At 61.8% G+C, this 17,022-nt stretch carries 14 protein-coding genes and 1 tRNA gene; 5 read left to right on the top strand and 10 right to left on the bottom strand.

Features of this window, described 5'->3' with window-relative positions; all coding sequences use genetic code 11:
* Positions 1–54 precede the first annotated feature (54 nt).
* From CEK29_RS21140 to CEK29_RS21145, 3 genes are read left to right on the top strand one after another with little or no spacing between them, the layout of a single operon-like run.
* Entirely contained in the window at positions 55–4,029 is a 3,975-nt protein-coding gene (locus CEK29_RS21140; RefSeq protein WP_094859259.1) for a reverse transcriptase domain-containing protein, read from the top strand.
* A 39-nt stretch (positions 4,030–4,068) separates the two neighbouring features.
* Positions 4,069–4,416, top strand: a complete 348-nt coding sequence (locus tag CEK29_RS23980) for a hypothetical protein (protein ID WP_176456951.1) — start codon at positions 4,069–4,071, stop codon at positions 4,414–4,416.
* Positions 4,413–5,141 (top strand): HNH endonuclease, encoded by a 729-nt coding sequence (locus CEK29_RS21145; protein WP_094859260.1) that lies wholly within the window; start codon positions 4,413–4,415, stop codon positions 5,139–5,141. The genes CEK29_RS23980 and CEK29_RS21145 overlap by 4 nt, the downstream gene beginning before the upstream one ends.
* Before the next feature lie 47 nt (positions 5,142–5,188).
* Here the strand turns inward: CEK29_RS21145 and CEK29_RS21150 are convergent, their stop codons facing one another.
* Both CEK29_RS21150 and CEK29_RS21155 read right to left on the bottom strand, forming a co-directional pair.
* Positions 5,189–5,737 carry a hypothetical protein gene (locus CEK29_RS21150; protein ID WP_255176226.1) on the bottom strand — a complete coding sequence of 183 codons (549 nt, stop codon included), beginning with the start codon at positions 5,735–5,737 and terminating at the stop codon, positions 5,189–5,191.
* A gap of 40 nt (positions 5,738–5,777) precedes the next feature.
* The gene (locus CEK29_RS21155) at positions 5,778–6,659 is read right to left on the bottom strand and encodes a hypothetical protein (protein ID WP_094859261.1); all 882 of its coding nucleotides are present in this window, start codon (positions 6,657–6,659) and stop codon (positions 5,778–5,780) included.
* An 838-nt stretch (positions 6,660–7,497) separates the two neighbouring features.
* Here CEK29_RS21155 and CEK29_RS21160 point away from each other — a divergent pair.
* Positions 7,498–8,043: an HAD domain-containing protein gene (locus CEK29_RS21160; RefSeq protein ID WP_255176227.1), complete on the top strand. Its 546-nt coding sequence runs from the start codon at positions 7,498–7,500 to the stop codon at positions 8,041–8,043.
* Positions 8,044–8,310: 267 nt separating this feature from the next.
* Here the strand turns inward: CEK29_RS21160 and CEK29_RS21170 are convergent, their stop codons facing one another.
* From CEK29_RS21170 to CEK29_RS21195, 6 genes are all read right to left on the bottom strand, one after another.
* Positions 8,311–8,538, bottom strand: coding sequence for a helix-turn-helix transcriptional regulator (locus tag CEK29_RS21170; protein ID WP_094859457.1), 228 nt, complete (start codon positions 8,536–8,538; stop codon positions 8,311–8,313).
* Between the two features lie 178 nt (positions 8,539–8,716).
* A complete protein-coding gene (locus CEK29_RS21175) occupies positions 8,717–9,688 on the bottom strand; it encodes a ParB/RepB/Spo0J family partition protein (protein ID WP_094859263.1) in 972 nt (323 codons plus the stop codon).
* Between the two features lie 78 nt (positions 9,689–9,766).
* Positions 9,767–11,143, bottom strand: coding sequence for a tyrosine-type recombinase/integrase (locus CEK29_RS21180; RefSeq protein WP_094859264.1), 1,377 nt, complete (start codon positions 11,141–11,143; stop codon positions 9,767–9,769).
* 247 nt (positions 11,144–11,390) lie between these two features.
* Positions 11,391–11,466 (bottom strand) — tRNA-Phe (locus tag CEK29_RS21185).
* Between the two features lie 225 nt (positions 11,467–11,691).
* On the bottom strand, positions 11,692–12,015 hold the full coding sequence (locus tag CEK29_RS21190) for a helix-turn-helix domain-containing protein (protein WP_094859265.1): 324 nt from the start codon (positions 12,013–12,015) through the stop codon (positions 11,692–11,694).
* A gap of 242 nt (positions 12,016–12,257) precedes the next feature.
* Positions 12,258–14,060, bottom strand: coding sequence for a solute carrier family 23 protein (locus CEK29_RS21195; protein ID WP_170948584.1), 1,803 nt, complete (start codon positions 14,058–14,060; stop codon positions 12,258–12,260).
* Positions 14,061–14,327: 267 nt separating this feature from the next.
* Here CEK29_RS21195 and CEK29_RS21200 point away from each other — a divergent pair, with 267 nt between their 5' ends.
* Positions 14,328–15,311, top strand: a complete 984-nt coding sequence (locus CEK29_RS21200) for a Bug family tripartite tricarboxylate transporter substrate binding protein (RefSeq protein WP_094804488.1) — start codon at positions 14,328–14,330, stop codon at positions 15,309–15,311.
* Positions 15,312–15,329: 18 nt separating this feature from the next.
* Here CEK29_RS21200 and CEK29_RS21205 read toward each other — a convergent pair whose 3' ends face one another.
* Together CEK29_RS21205 and CEK29_RS21210 are read right to left on the bottom strand one after the other, a co-directional pair.
* Positions 15,330–15,803, bottom strand: a complete 474-nt coding sequence (locus tag CEK29_RS21205; RefSeq protein WP_141218375.1) for a Rap1a/Tai family immunity protein — start codon at positions 15,801–15,803, stop codon at positions 15,330–15,332.
* A gap of 14 nt (positions 15,804–15,817) precedes the next feature.
* The gene (locus CEK29_RS21210) at positions 15,818–16,921 is read right to left on the bottom strand and encodes a hypothetical protein (RefSeq protein ID WP_217903898.1); all 1,104 of its coding nucleotides are present in this window, start codon (positions 16,919–16,921) and stop codon (positions 15,818–15,820) included.
* Positions 16,922–17,022: the final 101 nt, after the last annotated feature.

Raw genomic sequence — 17,022 nt, forward strand, 5'->3', positions numbered from 1 at the left:
CGTGCCGACGGGGACTCGGCACAGGGAGCGCAACAAGAACGAAGGGAGAGCTGAGTGTCTGTGGTCAAAGAAGAGTATCAAGACCTCCCGCCGAAGGGCGAGAAGCTATGCGATGTCGTCGTGCTAGCCCAGGCATGGAAGAAGTCGCACACCTACATCCGTCGGCACAACTGGTATGCCGACGTCCTTGAACTGGACGCCTCGACCATCGACCTGGAGCACCATCTGCTTCGCTGGGCAGACGAGGTCGGCCAAGCCGAGTTTCGGCCGAAGGATTTGCTGTTGGTTCCCGCGCCCAAGAACGCGCGTTGGTGGTTTCGCCCAGCCCCAACCATCACATCTCTCGACCAATTGTTGGACCTTGACTTGAACGACCTTGGCGCCGAGCCGAAGTTCGAGGACTGGACGCCCAGAGAGCAAGGCCCGTCAGACTCATCGGATGGGCAGCCAGGACCCGCGCAACACCGATTGAGGCTGCGGCCGCTTGCTCACCTGTCGATTCGTGACCAGAGCCTGGCGACGACGGTAATGATGTGTCTGGCGGAGACCGTGGAATCCGCACAAGGCGATACGACGGGCACCGATGTCGCGGCGATGCGGGCGGCCGGAGTGGTGAGCTACGGCAACCGCCTGCATTGCACATGGGTCACCAATGCCGGTGCTAGGCCTCGAGCCCAGTTTTCGTGGGGCAATAGTCGGACCTATCGCCAGTACTTCCAGGACTACCGAACCTTCCTTGCCCGACCTCGTCGAGTGTGTGCGGAACTCACATCTCAGTTGCCGGCGCGGCGGGAGCTGTTTGTGGTTTCGTTGGATATCAAGTCGTTCTTTGACCATGTCGACCGCGATGCTTTGCTCGAGGAACTGAAGGGCCTGGAGCTTGAGCACAGGACGGTGCACGGCCTCCCTGACTCTGCGGTGGCGGACGCGGCATTCTGGGAGCGAGCAGCCCGAATCTTCTCGTGGCAATGGCGCGCTGAAGACCAACAGGAGGCGGGACTGATTCGTGGAGCAGAGCATCAAACGCTTGAACTGGGACTGCCCCAAGGGCTAGTCGCATCGGGATTTCTCGCGAACGCCTATCTCGTTCGATTCGACCGCGACATGCAGAAGTCTGCAGCTGAGGGAGCCACGATTGGCGACGACGTCAAGCTGCTGGACTACTGCCGCTATGTCGACGATATGCGCGTCGTCGTTGAGACTGGGAGCGGGCCTAGCGGACTTGGTCAAGCTGCGGTGCTGGAGTATGTCAAGCGACATGTGACTTCGGCACTGAAAGCACACTGCGACCGCATGGGCGCTCGGACCGCACTTGAGCTGTCGTTGGAAAAGTGCGTTGCTACTTCATACCGGGCGATTTCGGCGCAAAGCCACGTATCGGCACTGATGGAGATGCTCAACGCAGAGTTGAGCGGGACCTTCGACTTGGAATCGTTGGCGCAGGCTGCAGGCGGCCTGGACGGGCTTCTGTGGACTTCCGAGCAGATTGACAGCGTCGACGACCCTAAACCCTCTCGACTGGCACTGGCGACGGTTGCCGTACCTAACACTGACGTGCGAGACGATACCGTGAAGCGGTTCGTCGCGACGCGCATTGCCCAGCTGATGCGGCACCGGCTGGCGATGACGGACCTTGAAAGCACGGCGGGCTCATCCGAAACAGTCGGCGACCAAGTGACACAGGGCGTGGTCCTGTCGCATGAGTTCGAGTCCACAGCACGCAAGCTCATCAAGTGCTGGGCCGAAAACCCCGCACTGGTCTTGCTGCTGCGCTGCGGACTGGACCTGTTTCCTCATCCCCGCCTGCTGGGTCCGGTGACTGAGGCGCTCGATATCAAGCTGTTCGACCTAGCGGCTGACCTTGACGCGGCAAAGCTCAGGCAGGTGCGCGTGGCAGAGTACGTCCTGGCTGACCTGTTGCGGGCTGGTGCCGTGGAGACCGGCTTCCGTGACCCCAACGAGTATCCGGAAGGCGTGGACATCCAGGGCTACCGCGAGGAGCTTGGGGGAATCGCGCGGCGCGTCCTGACCGAACGAACCGCGTCGCCCTGGTACCTTCGCCAGCAGGCCCGTCTGTATCTGGCTTCCATCGGCGATGCGTCCCTCGCTGCAACGGTCGAACCTGCCCCCGAGGTACAGATGTACGCAGCGTTGCAGCGCGTGGCACTGTTCGAACCGGCTCAGGGGGCTGAGCTTAGAAGCTCCATACCTTTGGCCATCGTGGCGCAGCAACTGCAGCCCAATGCCCGGCGTTTCGGTGTGTGGTTGTCGGATGGACTCAGGCGCACCGACGACCAAGCTGTCCGGGAGACAGTTGTGCGCACCATGGCGTTGAGTCGCCCAGACTTGCTCATGGCGGCACTGAATGGGCGCCGCGCATCAAACTGGCGGCAGTTCGTTCCGGCTGCGCTGGTCCAAGTCAACAAGCGGTCGAGCAGTTCGCGGAGGCACTCGACCAAGCTGAAACGCGCTCAATCGCTTCTGCAAGTCATCAGTGAGTCGAACAATCTCTTCGACCAGGAGAACGCTCTTCTCATGCTCGCGGACGCGTTGCTGCGTCATCCCGGAGCCGAAGAACAATTGGCAGCCGGTCGCAGCGCCTCTGACATCCTGCTTCGTTGCGAGGACTGGTCACGGCTTCCGGAGTTGCCTGAGCAGCCAGGCTTCCTGCGAGTGGAGTCGATTGAGGCAGGTGATGTGGCAGACCCGTTGTATGCCAGCCCACCTTGGGTTGCGCCCGAGAAGGCCTGGCTCTACGGGCTGGGCCGCATCCTGCGCTCGGCCCTGACGGGGGAGTTTGACTTCACGAGCCGTCGCTACCTTGTGACTGAGGAGGTAGGTCGTTACAGTGGTTTGCGCAGCACTTGGTTCAAACGTCGCTTTGGCCTCTTGAACTCGGGCCGAGGTATCCTGGATGAGCCTGCGCCGTTGTCGCCGTGGCTTTCCAGCCTCTTGTCGACGCTCCTTCAATGGCCTGGAGTTGAGTTCCGGACAAGTGCTGCTTCGGCCGCCGGCAATGTCAGAACCGCTGCCGAGCTACTCGCTCTTGTTCAAGAGCGCATCCTGGTGCAGCGCAGCTTGTACGGTCGTCGAAGCAAGACGCCAATGTACGTGGTACCAGTCGATGACCATGAGCCCTTGCAAGACCGACCTCTGCGCGTCGCCATCGTGCAGCCAATGCGACCCCAGAGAAGTGAATTCAACGACAAGGACCCTACGCACTGGACGCCGGGGACTCTGGCTGAGCACCGACGCCACTTGGCAGAGGTGTGCCGCCTGACTTACCAGCAGCTCAAGACCTGGGCGTCGGCGAGCCCTGCAACGGCATCCGACAAGACCAATGCCCCGTTGGTCGACATAATCCTCTTCCCCGAGCTGTCCGTCCATCCCGAGCACGTGTTCCTTCTGCGACGGCTTTCAGACAAGGCAGGAGCCAACATCTTTACTGGCTTGACGTTCCTTCATTCGCATAAGGCGGGTGGCGTCGTCAACCAAGGCCTATGGCTCATTCGAACCGAATCTCCAGACCATGGGCGGGCGTTCCAGTACGTTTGGCAGGGCAAGCATCATCCGATGAAGCTTGAGGTGAAGATGGGGGTGAAGGGGCACCGGCCACATGTGACTTTGGTCGAGCTGCCAATTGGCGCCAAATCGCGGACACGTGTGGCTGCAGCCATTTGCTACGACGCCACAGACTTGGACCTCGTAGCGGACCTTCGCGACAAGTCAGACGTGTTCTTGGTCGCCGCACTGAATCAGGATGTTCAAACCTTCGACAACATGGTGGCAGCGTTGCACTTCCACATGTACCAGCCGGTGGTTCTCGCCAACTCAGGCGAGTTTGGTGGTTCAACAGCTCAAGTGCCTCTGCCGAAGCACGAGCGTCTTATCGCGCACGTGCATGGAAGTCAGCAGGTCGCTGTGAGTGTTTTTGAAGTTGACCCGTCGCTCTTCAAGACCACATCAGCAGCAAAGAACCCAAAGGTTCTGAAGGCACCTCCGGCGGGATACGGCGGACGCCCGCTGTGATTAATGCCTGCGAAGCGCAGCAAAAGAGTTCATACCTTTATGACTAAAACCGTGTTCAAAGAAATGCACTACAGCCTTGATGACCTCATCGGCAATATCGGCCTTCCCAACATCCAGCGCCCCTTCGTCTGGGCCAACGCCAAAGTCCGTGACCTGTTCGACTCGATGTATCGGGGTAACCGGTCGGCTACTTCTTGTATTCCCGGAGAGTCCCGTGGTGGACCTCTTAGACCCACAGCCCAAGGCCAGAAGACGGCGCAGGAGCGGCATCACCTGTTCCCCAAGCAGTTCTTGAAGAAACAGAGCATGGAGAGGGTGAACGACATCAATCAGATTGCCAATTACGCGCTGGTGGAGTGTGAGAGGCTAGTTTGGACGCGGGCATGACTCCGCTTGTCCGACTACGCATCGAAAAGGCCGCCACTGACTGCGGCTTCGAGATAACACCGCTTGAGCGTGACGGCGGCCTCGAACTGCGGTCAGCGCGATTCCCAGAGTCTGTGTTCGTGCAGACGACCGCTTCGTCGACTCTATCGGTCAGCGCGTCCAGTGCCGACCTGCTTGGAACGACGGACGGTGCTTGCGTCATTGCGGTGAATGGCTTCGGGGCGCTCTACGACGTGCTGCGTAGTGCGGCCGCGCATGCCCGAACGCGGCCTAACCGCGTAGCCGATGCATTTCGCCGCGAAACTGACAATATGCCCATGGCCACCGAGGCCGAGCGCATTGTCGTCCAGCGCGTGGGCCAGAACTTGTTTCGAGCCGCCTTGCTGGACTACTGGCAGGGCCGATGTTGTGTGACGGGACTTGCTATAACTGACTTGCTAAGAGCCTCGCACATAAAGCCCTGGGCTGTCTGCGGGAGCGACAACGAGCGATTGGATGTGTTCAATGGATTCCTACTCAGTCCGCACCTTGATGCATTGTTCGATGGTGGATGGATTTCATTTTCGGATGAAGGAAGGCTGCTCGTATCCGAAGCTCTCCCCATGAAATCCAGGCAGCAGCTCGGTCTTTCTACTGAATGGGGCGTAGGAAAATTAGCTTTGGGCCACACGGAATATTTGGCTTTTCACCGGCATCACGTGTTCCGGCAGACAGGGCTAGAGTAAGCATGTTGGCCCGCGCGGAGGGTGTCCCGCTGCGGGACACCCTCTGCTCACATCCGCCTGAATGAACTGTCCAACAGTTCTGCCATCCGAGCTGCGCCGTCGCCACTACGAAGGCTGGCATAGTGGCGCTCGACTGTTTGAATGCGGTCATTCAGGACTAAGGCCGCAGTCTTGAAATCACCACCGTCAGCCTTAAGAATCGATGAGGCGACGAGATGACGGAACGCGTGGGGGCCGATGCCCTTGCAGCGCACCAGATACTTCGCGGTCAGTTCGGCCACGGTCTGTCCTAGCTCGACCCAAGGTCGATGCACAGCGTCAGCCCTCTTCTCCTTCATCGTCAGAAATACAAGGTTTGTTGGAGCGACCATTAGCGCTGGTCGATGCTTGTGGAGGTACCGCTCGATGTCTCGCCATGCGGTGAAATGCACTGGGCTATCGTAGATAACGTCTGCGGCAGCCCCATAGCTATTCTTGAATTCATTCTTGGGAATCTTTATCCACCATGAGCCGTCACCACGCTGGTAAAGGTGGCCGGTGTTGTCCGCGCGCCAGGTCATGTGGGCCAGGTTGCGCTTCCTCAGAGGGTTGGACAATAAGACTTTCAGTAGCACGAGATTGCGAGACCAGACAGCTTCACGTCGGGCATTGCCCAACGGGCCTATCGGCGCGAAGACGTTGAATCATGTCGGCCATCGCATCCATGGGGGACGCATAGTCCAAGATGTGTTTGATGGGCTCGAAAGAATCCCGCGAGACCTCAATTTCATTGTGATAAGCGCCCGTCAACTGCTCCGTGAGCTCGAACTGCCGGGCGCATATGCTTTCCCATGGCTCCTGCTGCAACCTGGATGGCAACGTGGCCTGCATCTCGGGCCTTTGCAGTAGGTACCCCGTTCTGGGTCGCACCAAAGTCGCTACGAAGGCAAGGAACTGCACAAAGCCTTGGTTGCGCTTTCGTGCCCTGGCTGCCCGCCAGTTCAGATAGTCCTCCACATGGTCCGGCACAGCTAACCAGGCCATGGTCTGCACTTCCGACTCGAGGTGACCCTTGCCTCCAAGTTCGGTCGACATCTTCAGCCAGCCGAGGAATGTACCGGTGAACTGCCAGCCCCTCCGGGCAGAGGCAACTTCTCTGCCATCCAAGAACGCCCACCAGTTCGTCGGCGTCAAGGCCGTCAGCGGGCAAGGCGACACGCGCCATTTCCCGCGCTTGGTGCGTTTGTAAAGAGGTACGGCCATGGTCTTGTAGCGCAGGAACTCTGTCCATTGCGGCCGCAGTGGCGAGTCGGCGTGCGGCTTTACAGAGTAGATAGACCGCGTCAGGCCGCCAAGTTGGTTGCGGTATTCAATCGGCGCGGGCGTACCACCGACCGATTCCTGCCGTAGTCCTTTGACCTTCATCCCGGAGAGCTGAACCAGGAGGTTGCTCTCGACGCCAAAGAACCCTTCGAGGCGTCGTACGTAGGTGATGTTGTTGGGCCTGGGAATCTTGCCTCGCAGCCAGCCGAACAGCATGTCGCGGGGTATGCCGCTTGATGCGCTACGTGATTAATCGCCCGGTCTCCGATAAGGCTCGTCATGCTTTCGATGAACGGCGTGGGTTTTTCGGCAGCCAAGGCGAGCAGTGTGTCGCTCTCCACGACGGCTTCCTTCCACGGTCGCATGGCGGCCTTAGTGTTGGTGATGGACCGAGGGCTTTTTCCCTCGGCTAGTAGAGCGCCTAGGAACCGTTCCATCGCATCCGGGTACTGAATGCGCATCTCGTTGCCAACTACGTCATCTGCGTGAAGGGAATTCGCCCGGAGAAAGTTGCGCAAGGCTATAGCGCGGTTGGCTGCTGTCCGAGCGTTCAATCCATCGAGTTGAACTTTGCGTTCCTGGTCTTCCAGGAGCTGTTGATAGGTGAGTGGGGTGGGCATGTGCCGCCTTTTCGCCCGTTTCCCTGCCGCTTCCGTGGTCTGCGACGCAAGTAAAGACGACGGTGTGAAATACCTGCGAATCGAATAACCGCCTGATTCCTTAAGGTTTTTCAATTTCCTCATGCTCCACCTAAGAGGTTGGTAGGAGGCGCAAATGCAGGTAACGCTAGCGGAAGAAAAACGAGCATTCAATGCTTCGCTCCTCGTATAGCGTGTGCGCTCGAAAATCTCGCAACGGCGAGTAGGTTCGGTTATGCGGTTGTTCGCTCCAAGTTGACGACCGTGTCCAACTTGGACAGTCGAGTGGAACGTCAGTTGGCTCTCAGGCTTTGGGAACAACAGAATTTGAACGGAAGAACGGAGTCGCACAGACCATGTTGGTATACGAAAAAAGGCAACTTTCATCTCTCTCAGTTGCGTAAATTCAAGCCTGGATGAAACCGTTGCATTGCACTCAGTGCGACGACAAAATACTCGCTATGGGAACCGTAAAAAATTCGGATAAGGTGCTCTATCTTGACTTCGACGGAGTCGTTCATTCCGACGATGTTTTCTGCAGTGCCAAGCGAGGCATCTACATCAAGACACCTGGCCGAAAGCTCTTCGAATGGATGCCAATACTTGACCGCCTCCTACAGCCCTATCCCGACGTCGCAATCGTATTGTCGACAAGCTGGGTGCGAGTACGCAGCTTCGAGTTCGCCAAACATCAGTTGAGTGTGCCACTCCAAGCACGCGTGATTGGAGCGACTTTCCATCGACGTTATATGGGGAAAGAGTCGTTCTTGGCCAAGGCTCGAGGTGTGCAGATAGTCGAGGATGTACAGCGACGCCAGCCGCTGTCCTGGTTCGCTGTCGACGACGACAGCGATAACTGGCCAGCCGGATATGAAGACTACTTGGTACGAACAGATGGGACACAAGGCATCAGCGCAGCCGGTGTTCAGGACGCAATTCGAACCAAGCTTGAAACTCTCTAAAAGGTGGTTATGGAACCGGTCGATATTTCTGTTGCCGTGAAGAAGATGCATCAGCTCGCCCTAGAAGACGGTGACATCGGCGCGTTGTACTGGAATTCCATCATCCGGCTACTGACGTCTGCCTCAGCGCTTGAACGAGATAACTTGCAACTGAGGAAAGCTTTGGACGAACGCCTGGACGACGGTGCGACTTCGTAGAGTGGCCGGCAAAAAAAAACCCCGGCGAAGTTCCGGGGCTGAGTCGACTCGAAGGTCTCTTGCACTGCATTAGCTGTATCGAATCACCGGGATATTCGGGCCTATCACTGGCATCCAATTTTCCTGCCCTGCAAACTTTAGCTCTTGCCAACGGCGAATCGCCAGTTCAGACCAATACGTGTACTTGCCAATGCGTACCGGAGGCGGGAAAGCTCCCGCCTTCACCATGTTTTCAATGGTCCGGTCCGACACGGCCAGCAGCCCGCAAAGCTCCTTTTTGTTCACAAGCTTCGACACGGATGCATCGTCGGTAATGCTGGGGGTGGACTGTTCAGACGTGCTATGAACCTCTACTGTGGTTGAGTACAGGTATAGCGTTTTCGACCGAAATCGATGCATCTCAGCAAAAAAGTTGAAGCGAACGCCTCCGGCACGAATCGGTCCGCAGGCGCCAGTCAGTTCTTTCTCGCTTCGGTTAGCCCTTTTCAGGCTTTGCTTCGAACATCCGCTCGATGAACTCCCGTAACCGGACCTCTTGCTCACTTGTCATGGCACCAGCCTTCAGCTTGAGGGTAAAGCCCCTGGCGTCCCGTTGGATGCTGCCGGCCCGCAACGCTCCGGTATAGAGCGCATCGATTTGTATGGCGCTCGACGCCTTGCTGCCTCTCTGCCGCACTATCGAGTCCAACATCGCGTCGGCCTTGCGATGGTCAAGCTTACCGGCAAGAAGCAGTGCCCAAACCTCCCTGGCTGCCTGCTCCCCTAGTTCTCCATGACGCCGGATGGCGGTCACCAGTTCATCAGCCGTGGTGCTGCTTATCAGCCCAGGCCGCAGGGCCAAGTCTTCCAAGACGAAGGCGGGCAGCTTCTGGAAGGTGAAGAAGCGATACAGACCACTGCGTGACATGCCCAGCGCTTCAGCCATGCGCTTGCGGTTTGGGAAATGGGCCTCTGTCTGCAATAAGGCTTGCGCGATTTCATAGTCCGACAGCTCTTCCCTGCTCAGGTTTTCTGCCAAGGCGAGCAGGGCCATGTCTTGGTCTTCGCACGTGACGATGACAGAACGGATAGTGGCCCGTTCTAGTAGATGGTGCACGCGCAGGCGTCGCTCGCCCGCGATGAGCTGGAAACGCTCCCCTGCCTGTCTCACGACGATGGGCTCTATCAGCCCTATTTCCCGAACGGACTCCGCTAACTCCGACAAGGCATCAGGAGCGAACACTTTCCGGGGCTGCCACGGGTTGGGGTCGATGTCCGCTAGTGTGATGTCGAGCGAGCCGGCTCCTTTTTCAAGCTCTTTGACGCGCTGTTCGGCAGTCACTAGCGCGGCAATCATGCCTGGCATTGTGCGGGGCGCCTGAGGCGTGTCGGCTCTGGGGGTTGGTATGTCGGATGCGGTGGCAAGCGCTGCTGTCTGCTGCTTCATCCGGTCGCGTAAGGAAGCCATATGTTCTACCTGGTGCGGCAGCGCATGGCCTGCGCCACGAGCTGCCTGATTTAGGGGTGTCTGTTTGACGGCGCCGTGTCAGGCGACTCTGCGGGAGAAGTCGAGGTGGACCACGTTGCTGGCACGTCCGACCGGTGCCGGCGTCACGACAGCTGCGGCGACTGGCGGAGTGACATTGACCGGAGACGAAGAGCCTGCTTGTTCCACCACAGGAGCCCGTAGCGGCGGCGAAACCGTGGAGCTTTGGTATCGCGCAGGAGAGTGCTCCTCGCCTGCTGCGTGGCCGTGCATGAGACGCGCCACGTCATCAGCAGTGACGCCGATGTAGTGCATGACCATCTTGACGGTCTTGTGCCCTGTAATCGGCATGAGCTTTGTTAGGTCGCCGTTGAACTGATTGGCGTACCGCGTGCTGGCCGTGCGACGCAGGTCGTGGAGGCGTGCGTTCTTGACACCGGCCTGCTCGCAAGCGACACGCCACCCTTTCTTTGCGGCCTCGTAGGTGATGGGAATGATGCGCCCGGACGCCTCCGGCCGCCCCATCGCGCGCAATGCGGTCAAGATTTCGATGGCGCCTGGCCCAAGCGGGACGTCTCTGCTGCCGGCCTTGGCGTCTCGCAACGAAAGGACGTTGCGCTCCCACTGCACGTCATCCCACGTGGCGTAGTGCAGCGGCTCGCACGACCGCATGGCTGTCTCCAGCATGAGGCAGACCAAGGGGAAGATGTAGGGGTTCGGATATTCACGCAGATGCGTGGCAATCCGCTTCCATTCTGCGGCTGTCAGGATGCGCTTGCGCGGCGCATCGGCTTTCGGCAAGGCCACCTGTGCGGCCGGATTGGAAACCGGATGGCTCCACCGAAGAATTTTCTTGGTGTACGTGAACAACCTGCGCAACTCGGCGCGTTCATTGGTGATGGTGGCGGCCTTAGCTCCCTCCTCGCGCATTGCGTTGATGAGTTCCTGCACATGGAAGGGCGAGATTTCCGCGATTTTGGTTGCGGCAAGACTGCGTCGGAGTCGGTCGGTTTTTTGCGTCTGGCCGGCCAGTTTCGTGCGATGAGACTTCAGGCTCTGCGGGATGGCGCGTTCTGGCTCGCGGCAAAGTGAGACGTTCCAGTAATGGTGCTTCTCTCCAGCAGTTGCGCCGACGCGCTCAAGCTGGATGACGGGAAGCTTCAATGCCCGTAGGTAACGGTTGATGCGATTCTTGTCCTGTGTCGCTCCCTTGAGGAAGGGGAGCTTGTGAATCGCGTAATGGGTGAACGCTTCAGCGAGTGTGGACTTGAAGGGGCCTTGGCCGTATGCCTGTTCGTCAGCAGAAAGCTGCTTTACCAAGTCTTTCATGGTGCTTTTGGCAGCGGCTTCAGTTTGGAAGCCGCTGCGGTAGACGTCCTGCCCGTTGAGGCGTAGCCGGAAAGCCCAGCCGTTACCTTCTTTGAAGGGCTTAGCCATGGGTCACCTCAACAAGGCGTGACCGGTTGATGAGGTGGTGCGGGGATGGTTGCATGGCAACTCCGAAGATGAGGAGTTGCGGTATAGGTAAACGGAGCCAAAAACCGAGCGGTTCGAGGCGCGTCCGGGCGAAAAGTTGTTCCGTCCAAACGCCGGTGTCCGCAACCAGGCGCAGCCAAGAACGTCAGAAATCTGACAGACCAAAGCAAAAAGCCCCGCTTTCGCGGGGCTAAGTGCTTGATATTCTTGGTGGCCTGGGGCGGAATCGAACCACCGACACGCGGATTTTCAATCCGCTGCTCTACCAACTGAGCTACCAGGCCAACGCGAAGAACGAAACTATACATGAAATTTCGCGCGTGTGCACGGATGCTGGCAAAAAGTTTGCGAGGATTCGACGGCGGGACAGTCGGCCACCGGAAATTGCGCAGGCCTTGAGCAGCCATGACGGCACGCGAGCGGCCGGTCGGCCCGCGCCAAATGCCGGCTGGACCGGCCAGTGCGTGCTCTCGAAGCGGCGAATTACCGACGGGCACGACGGCAAACGCCTATGCCAGGACTTCGAGTCCGTACTTTTGAACGACCTGGAGCAATCGAGCCGCGGGGCCACTCGGCTGCTTCGCGCCCGACTCCCACTTCTGCACGGTGGACGTGCTGGTGTTGAGATACCTGGCAAACACGGGCTGACTGACATTCGCCGTCTCGCGGATTCTCGCGATCGCGGCTGCATCGAAACGAGGCGCCTCCATGAGACACATCTCATCGAACTCGCGCATCGTCTGGCGGTTTCCGACACCGGAGCGCTGCAATCCGAGAGCTGCGCTATGGATCGCGGCAAACGCATCGCTTTTAAATCGTGGCTTCGTCGCCATCGCTGACAATCTCCAGTAGTTCCTCGATCTCGAGTTGATCGAGCAGCTGTTCAACGCTGATAAGGCGATACAGATCCGTCTGATCACGATGCTGCGAAACATGTTCTGGTGGAGGCGCTTCTTCCAGATTTGACCCAACGCTCTCGCAATAAAGTCTAGCACTAAGTGCTATATTTCACCACGCTTCGATGCCACCCACACTCGCCCTATGCGGGCGAGTGGTGAGTCACGGCGGCCAAGCCTCAGTGATCGAAGTGCAGCCTCAGATACGCCTGCCCATTGCGCTCGCCGGTGGTGACGCGGTCGGTGAGGCGTTTGAGGAGGGCGGTAGAGACGCCGGCCAGCGCGGCGTCCAGGGCCGCGTGGAAATTGGCATCGTCGGTGTCGAGCAGGTGCGCGGTGTCGGCCGGGACGCCTGCGAGCGGTAGCGGCGGGCCGCTGTGCAGGAGTTCGATGTCGAGGTTGAACTCGTCGAAGGTGCCGCGCACCTGGAGCAGCCGGCGGCCGTCGGCCTGGCCGATGGCTTCGACGCCTTCGAGGGCCGCGGCGGCGGCGCGGTGGACGATGTCGCGGCGGGCGCCCCACACGCCGCCCTGGTGCTCGACGAACTGCACGATGGCGGTGGCGGCGTCGGGCGGGGGATGGGGATAGTCGGCCGTCGACTCGGGCAGCGGATCGATCGCCCGGGCCGCGCGGCGCGAGGTGCCGAGCCGGAAGATCATGTTCAGCAGGATGGCGATGATGCCGCCCAGGATCACGCCGTTGCTCACGACAAACTGCAGCACCTCGGGGGCATGCCGCGGCAGCGCCGGAAGCAGGATCACGCCCATGCCGGCCACCACCGAGAGGCCCACCATGAAGATGGCGCGGGAGTCCATGGCGCGCGAGGCGATCAACTCGACGCCGGAGACGATCAGGTAGGCGGCGGCGTAGATCTCGACGGCGCCGATCACCGGCGTGGGGATCAGCGTCAGGGCGAGCGTGCCTTTGGGCATGAACGCCACCAGCGCCAGCAGCGCGGCGGCGGCGATGCCGACGTAGCGCGAGGTCGAGCGGCTGATGTGGCAGAGCGCGATGTTGGCCGACGACGTCGAGCTCGGCAGGCCGCCGAGAAAGCCGCCTGCGATGGCCGAGATCGAGCCGGCGCGGATGCCGCGGCCCACCCGGCGCATATCGGCGCGGCGCCAGTCGGCATCGTCCATCTTGTTCATCAGGATCACGGTGCCGAGCGTGTCGAGTTGCACCATCAGCGAGAGCAGCGCCACGGCCAGCAACAGGCCGAGATCCACGTTGAGCACCGGTACCGGCAGCGCCGGCAAGGCAAAGAGCGGCGCAGCCGCGAGCAGCTCGCCGCCTGAGAGGCGACCGAACAGCGCCGCCACGACGACGCCGGCCAGCAAGCCGCTCAGCAGCGCGAAGAGCTTCATGCGGCGCGTGCCCCACACCGACATGCCGACCACCACGGCCAGCGCCACCGTCGTGATCAACACCGCGTGCAGATCGAGCGGCCCGCCGTCGCCCATGCCCGTGCTGTGCTCGAGCGCGGGCGTCACGAGCGACAGCCCGGTCAGGCACACGACGACGCCCGCCACCGTGGGCGGAAACAGCGCGCGCAGGCGCGGCAACACCTGCGCCACGAAGAATCCGACCAGGCCGTTGACCAGACCCGCGGCCACCAGCCCGCCCGGGCCGTAATGCACCAGGATCGCGGCCGCCGTCATGATGATCACGGGATCGGGGATGTGCACGATCAAGGCGCCCGCCCCCACGCGGCCGCCCCAGGCCTGCAGCAGGGTCGCGAGCGCCATCCCGAGGACGGTGGCCGTGACCAGGCTGTTGGTGGCGGCCAGCGGCAACTGCGCCATGTGTGCCGCCACGAGCACATACGCGATCAGCGCCAGCGCGGTGGCGGCGTGCTGCATGCCCAGGCCGAGCAGCGCGCCGGACGGCGGCAGGTCGGGCGCGGCATAAACGAGATCGGCGGGCCGCTTCTGCGGCGGCAGAGGCGGCAGACGCAGACGCGATAACAGGGAGGAGACGGACACGGACGACACCCGATGGCGTATGGCGGGCCCGCGCGACATGCACACGCCCAAAGGGCGTGAGTAACGCGAGTCGCGCTTCGGTTCCACGCCGCGCGTGGCCGGACCCAGGCGGCGGGCACGGTGGCCGCCGCCTGGGTCCGGGGCGCGTGGCCGCCACTGATCCCGCGCCATAAGCTTATTGCTCGTCGGTCTAGCCCCGCGTTGTGGCAGGCGCGTGCTTTCCGGGACAATGGCGGCCCTTGCACGTTGCCTCACCAGAAGAAGTCCATGATTCAGAAAGCCCTGCTCGCCGCCAGCCTGTCGCTCGCGGCCGCCCCGTTCTTCGCGGCTCCCGCCAGCGCCCAGGACAACTACCCCTCCCGCCCGATCACACTCGTCATCCCCTACCCTGCCGGCGGCGCGACCGACGCGCTGGGCCGCGTCGTGGCCAAGCAGTTGGGGCAGGAGCTGGGACAGACCGTGGTGGTCGAGAACCGCGCCGGCGCGGCGACTGCGATCGGCGCGGGCTATGTGGCGCGCTCCGCGCCCGACGGCTACACGCTGCTGGCCGGCCCGGGCACGACGTTTACCGTCAATCCGGCCATCCAGGCCAACCTGCCCTACGACCCGGTCAAGAGCTTCGACCCCATCGGCATCATCGGCCGCACCGGCCTGGCGCTGCTCGCAAATCCGAATGTGCCGGTCAAAACCCTGCCGGAATTCGTGGCCTACGCCAATGCGCACAAGAGCGAGCCGCCGCCGTACGGCTCGTTCGGCTCGGGCTCGTCGGCCCACTTCATGGCCGAAGCCTTCATTCATGCCGCGAAGCTGCAGATGACGCACATCCCCTACAAGGGCAGCGCCCCCGCGATGACCGATCTGATCGGCGGTCAGATCCCGTTCGCGGTCGACACGGTTGCGGCGGCCCTGCCGCAGAGCAAGCAAGGCAAGGTGCGCGTGCTCGCGATCTCCAGCCCGGCGCGTTCGAGCCTGATGCCCGACGTGCCGACCTTTGCCGAGCTGGGTTACCCGTCGGTGGCGATGGATTCGTGGTTGCTGATCGCCGCGCCCGCGGGCCTGCCGGCCGACGTAAAAGCGCGCCTGGAAAAGGGTCTGGGCACGGCCGCCAACTCCCCGGCCGTGCGCGAGACGCTGGAGAACCTGGGCTTCGAATCGGGTTTTGTCGGCGCCACGGAAAGCGCCGCGTTGATTCAGAAAGAGCTGCCGCAGATGAAGGAACTGGCGCAGCGCGCCAACATCAGCCCCAACTGAACGCCGCAGCCGCCGTGTTCAGCGGCCGCCGGCCGGCGTTGCGCACGGGAACGCGCGCCGCAGCGCCTGACCCGTGAGCGTGGCCGCGTTGCCGCGTAATGCGTTGGCCGGCAGATCGGTGAGATAGGTGTGCACGCGGTCCACCAGCTCGTGCGGCAGCACGCCGGTGCGTGTGCACCACAGGCGTCCCTGGCTCAGATCGGCCACTCCGACCACATAGGCCTGTCCGAAGGCCGCCGACGCGCGCTGGCGCTGGCCCACATCGGCATTGCCCGACGGCATGTTGCCCTCGATCGCGGCCAGCAATTCGGCGCCGCTGAAATGGTAAGTGCGGGGCGCCTGCTCGGCATGCGCCACGCAGGCGCTCAGCGCCAGCAACCCGGCCGCGGCGCACCGCAAAGCCGACAGCCGCGCCCGGCGGGGTTCGGCATGTAAACCCAACTGCGCCGCCTGGCCATCGCGGGTTGCGAGGCCAGCGGGTGATGTGCGCATAGCGCGTCCTGCCATCATTGACTCCAGTCAAAAGTGAGGTGCTGCAGATCGAGCCAGGCGTTGCCGGTGCCGAAGTTGTAGCCGCCGAAGGTTTCTTCGAACTCGATGTAATACGGGCTGATCCCGTCGGGAATGGCCTGCGCCGGCCGCATGGTGCCGCCGATATGGTTGGGCTGCAGATCGCGCGCCCAGGCGTGCTCGCGGTAATGCTCGCGCGCGACCTGCCCGCCCTCCCAATAGAACTCGCGCTGATACTGCCCCTCGCCGGCCGGCGGATCTTCCAGCGGCGCCAATCCGGCGTTGGGGTCCGTGCGGCGCGGCGACCAGGCGATGGCGCGGTTATAGCCGGGGGTGCGCCCGGGATCCTCGCCGATGATCTCGCGGTAGAAACCCTGGTCGATCGGCGGCGACAATGCGTGGTCATAGCCCCAGAACGCCGCCGCCGAGCCCACGTTCATCCACACAGGCGCGCGCAGTCGGTCGCGAAAGCGGTTCGGCTCGAGCGCGGGCGGCTCGCAGAACTCGCCCTCGAACGAGGCCTGCGTATGGAAAATCACCGCATACGGGCAGCCGAGCAGATCCCGCATGCGGTGCAGATGCGGGTGCGCGCTCTGTTGCGCGCGCCAGAACGGCAGCAGCTCGGGATCGGCGGGCACGTCCATGCCGTCGCGCCAGCTGTCATAGAACGCTTTGACTTCCGCGACCTCGGCCGGTCCGCCGTCATTGTGATCCGGCGCGATGCCGAAGAACGACAGCGCCACCAGATCCGCGCCCCGCACCCGATACTCGGGCGGCAGCAACAGCGTGAATCCGTGCGAGAGCGGGTAGCCGTTGGTGGGGTCGAGCGGCCACTGTGCCGGCGTGATGCCGGGCGGCAGCCCGAAGCACCAGCCATGACCGCGCGGGCCATCGGCCGGCACGCTGCGATGTTCGATGACGAGATCGTAGGCCTGCATGCGGGAAGCGCTCCTGGAGGGGGTGGCCGCCGAACCCGGCCACGGAAGGCCCAGCGCCAGGCCGCCCATCATGGCGAGCAGGCCGCGGCGACACGCGTCGGGCGCATCGCCGTGCGTCACGGAGCGGATCGGGGATCGGACGGCGGGGTCGGGCAGCGACATGGCGAAACGGCCGGCGTAACGAGAGCGTCCGAGTGTACGCAGGTCGCCCCGCCCACGACGTCACAAGTCGCAACGGCTTGCTGCGCCCCGCATCGCGCCGG

The sequence above is a fragment of the Bordetella genomosp. 5 genome (assembly GCF_002261475.1).
Taxonomy (GTDB): Bacteria; Pseudomonadota; Gammaproteobacteria; order Burkholderiales; family Burkholderiaceae_B; genus Bordetella.

Excerpts from the sequence above, each read along its gene's own strand:
- CEK29_RS23980 (WP_176456951.1), top strand. The coding sequence starts at position 4,069 with ATGACTAAAACCGTGTTCAAAGAAATGCACTACAGCCTTGATGACCTC.
- CEK29_RS21145 (WP_094859260.1), top strand. The coding sequence starts at position 4,413 with ATGACTCCGCTTGTCCGACTACGCATCGAAAAGGCCGCCACTGACTGC.
- CEK29_RS21155 (WP_094859261.1), bottom strand. The coding sequence starts at position 6,659 with ATGCTGTTCGGCTGGCTGCGAGGCAAGATTCCCAGGCCCAACAACATC.
- CEK29_RS21160 (WP_255176227.1), top strand. The coding sequence starts at position 7,498 with ATGAAACCGTTGCATTGCACTCAGTGCGACGACAAAATACTCGCTATG.
- CEK29_RS21175 (WP_094859263.1), bottom strand. The coding sequence starts at position 9,688 with ATGGCTTCCTTACGCGACCGGATGAAGCAGCAGACAGCAGCGCTTGCC.
- CEK29_RS21180 (WP_094859264.1), bottom strand. The coding sequence starts at position 11,143 with ATGGCTAAGCCCTTCAAAGAAGGTAACGGCTGGGCTTTCCGGCTACGC.
- CEK29_RS21190 (WP_094859265.1), bottom strand. The coding sequence starts at position 12,015 with ATGGCGACGAAGCCACGATTTAAAAGCGATGCGTTTGCCGCGATCCAT.
- CEK29_RS21200 (WP_094804488.1), top strand. The coding sequence starts at position 14,328 with ATGATTCAGAAAGCCCTGCTCGCCGCCAGCCTGTCGCTCGCGGCCGCC.
- CEK29_RS21205 (WP_141218375.1), bottom strand. The coding sequence starts at position 15,803 with ATGCGCACATCACCCGCTGGCCTCGCAACCCGCGATGGCCAGGCGGCG.
- CEK29_RS21210 (WP_217903898.1), bottom strand. The coding sequence starts at position 16,921 with ATGTCGCTGCCCGACCCCGCCGTCCGATCCCCGATCCGCTCCGTGACG.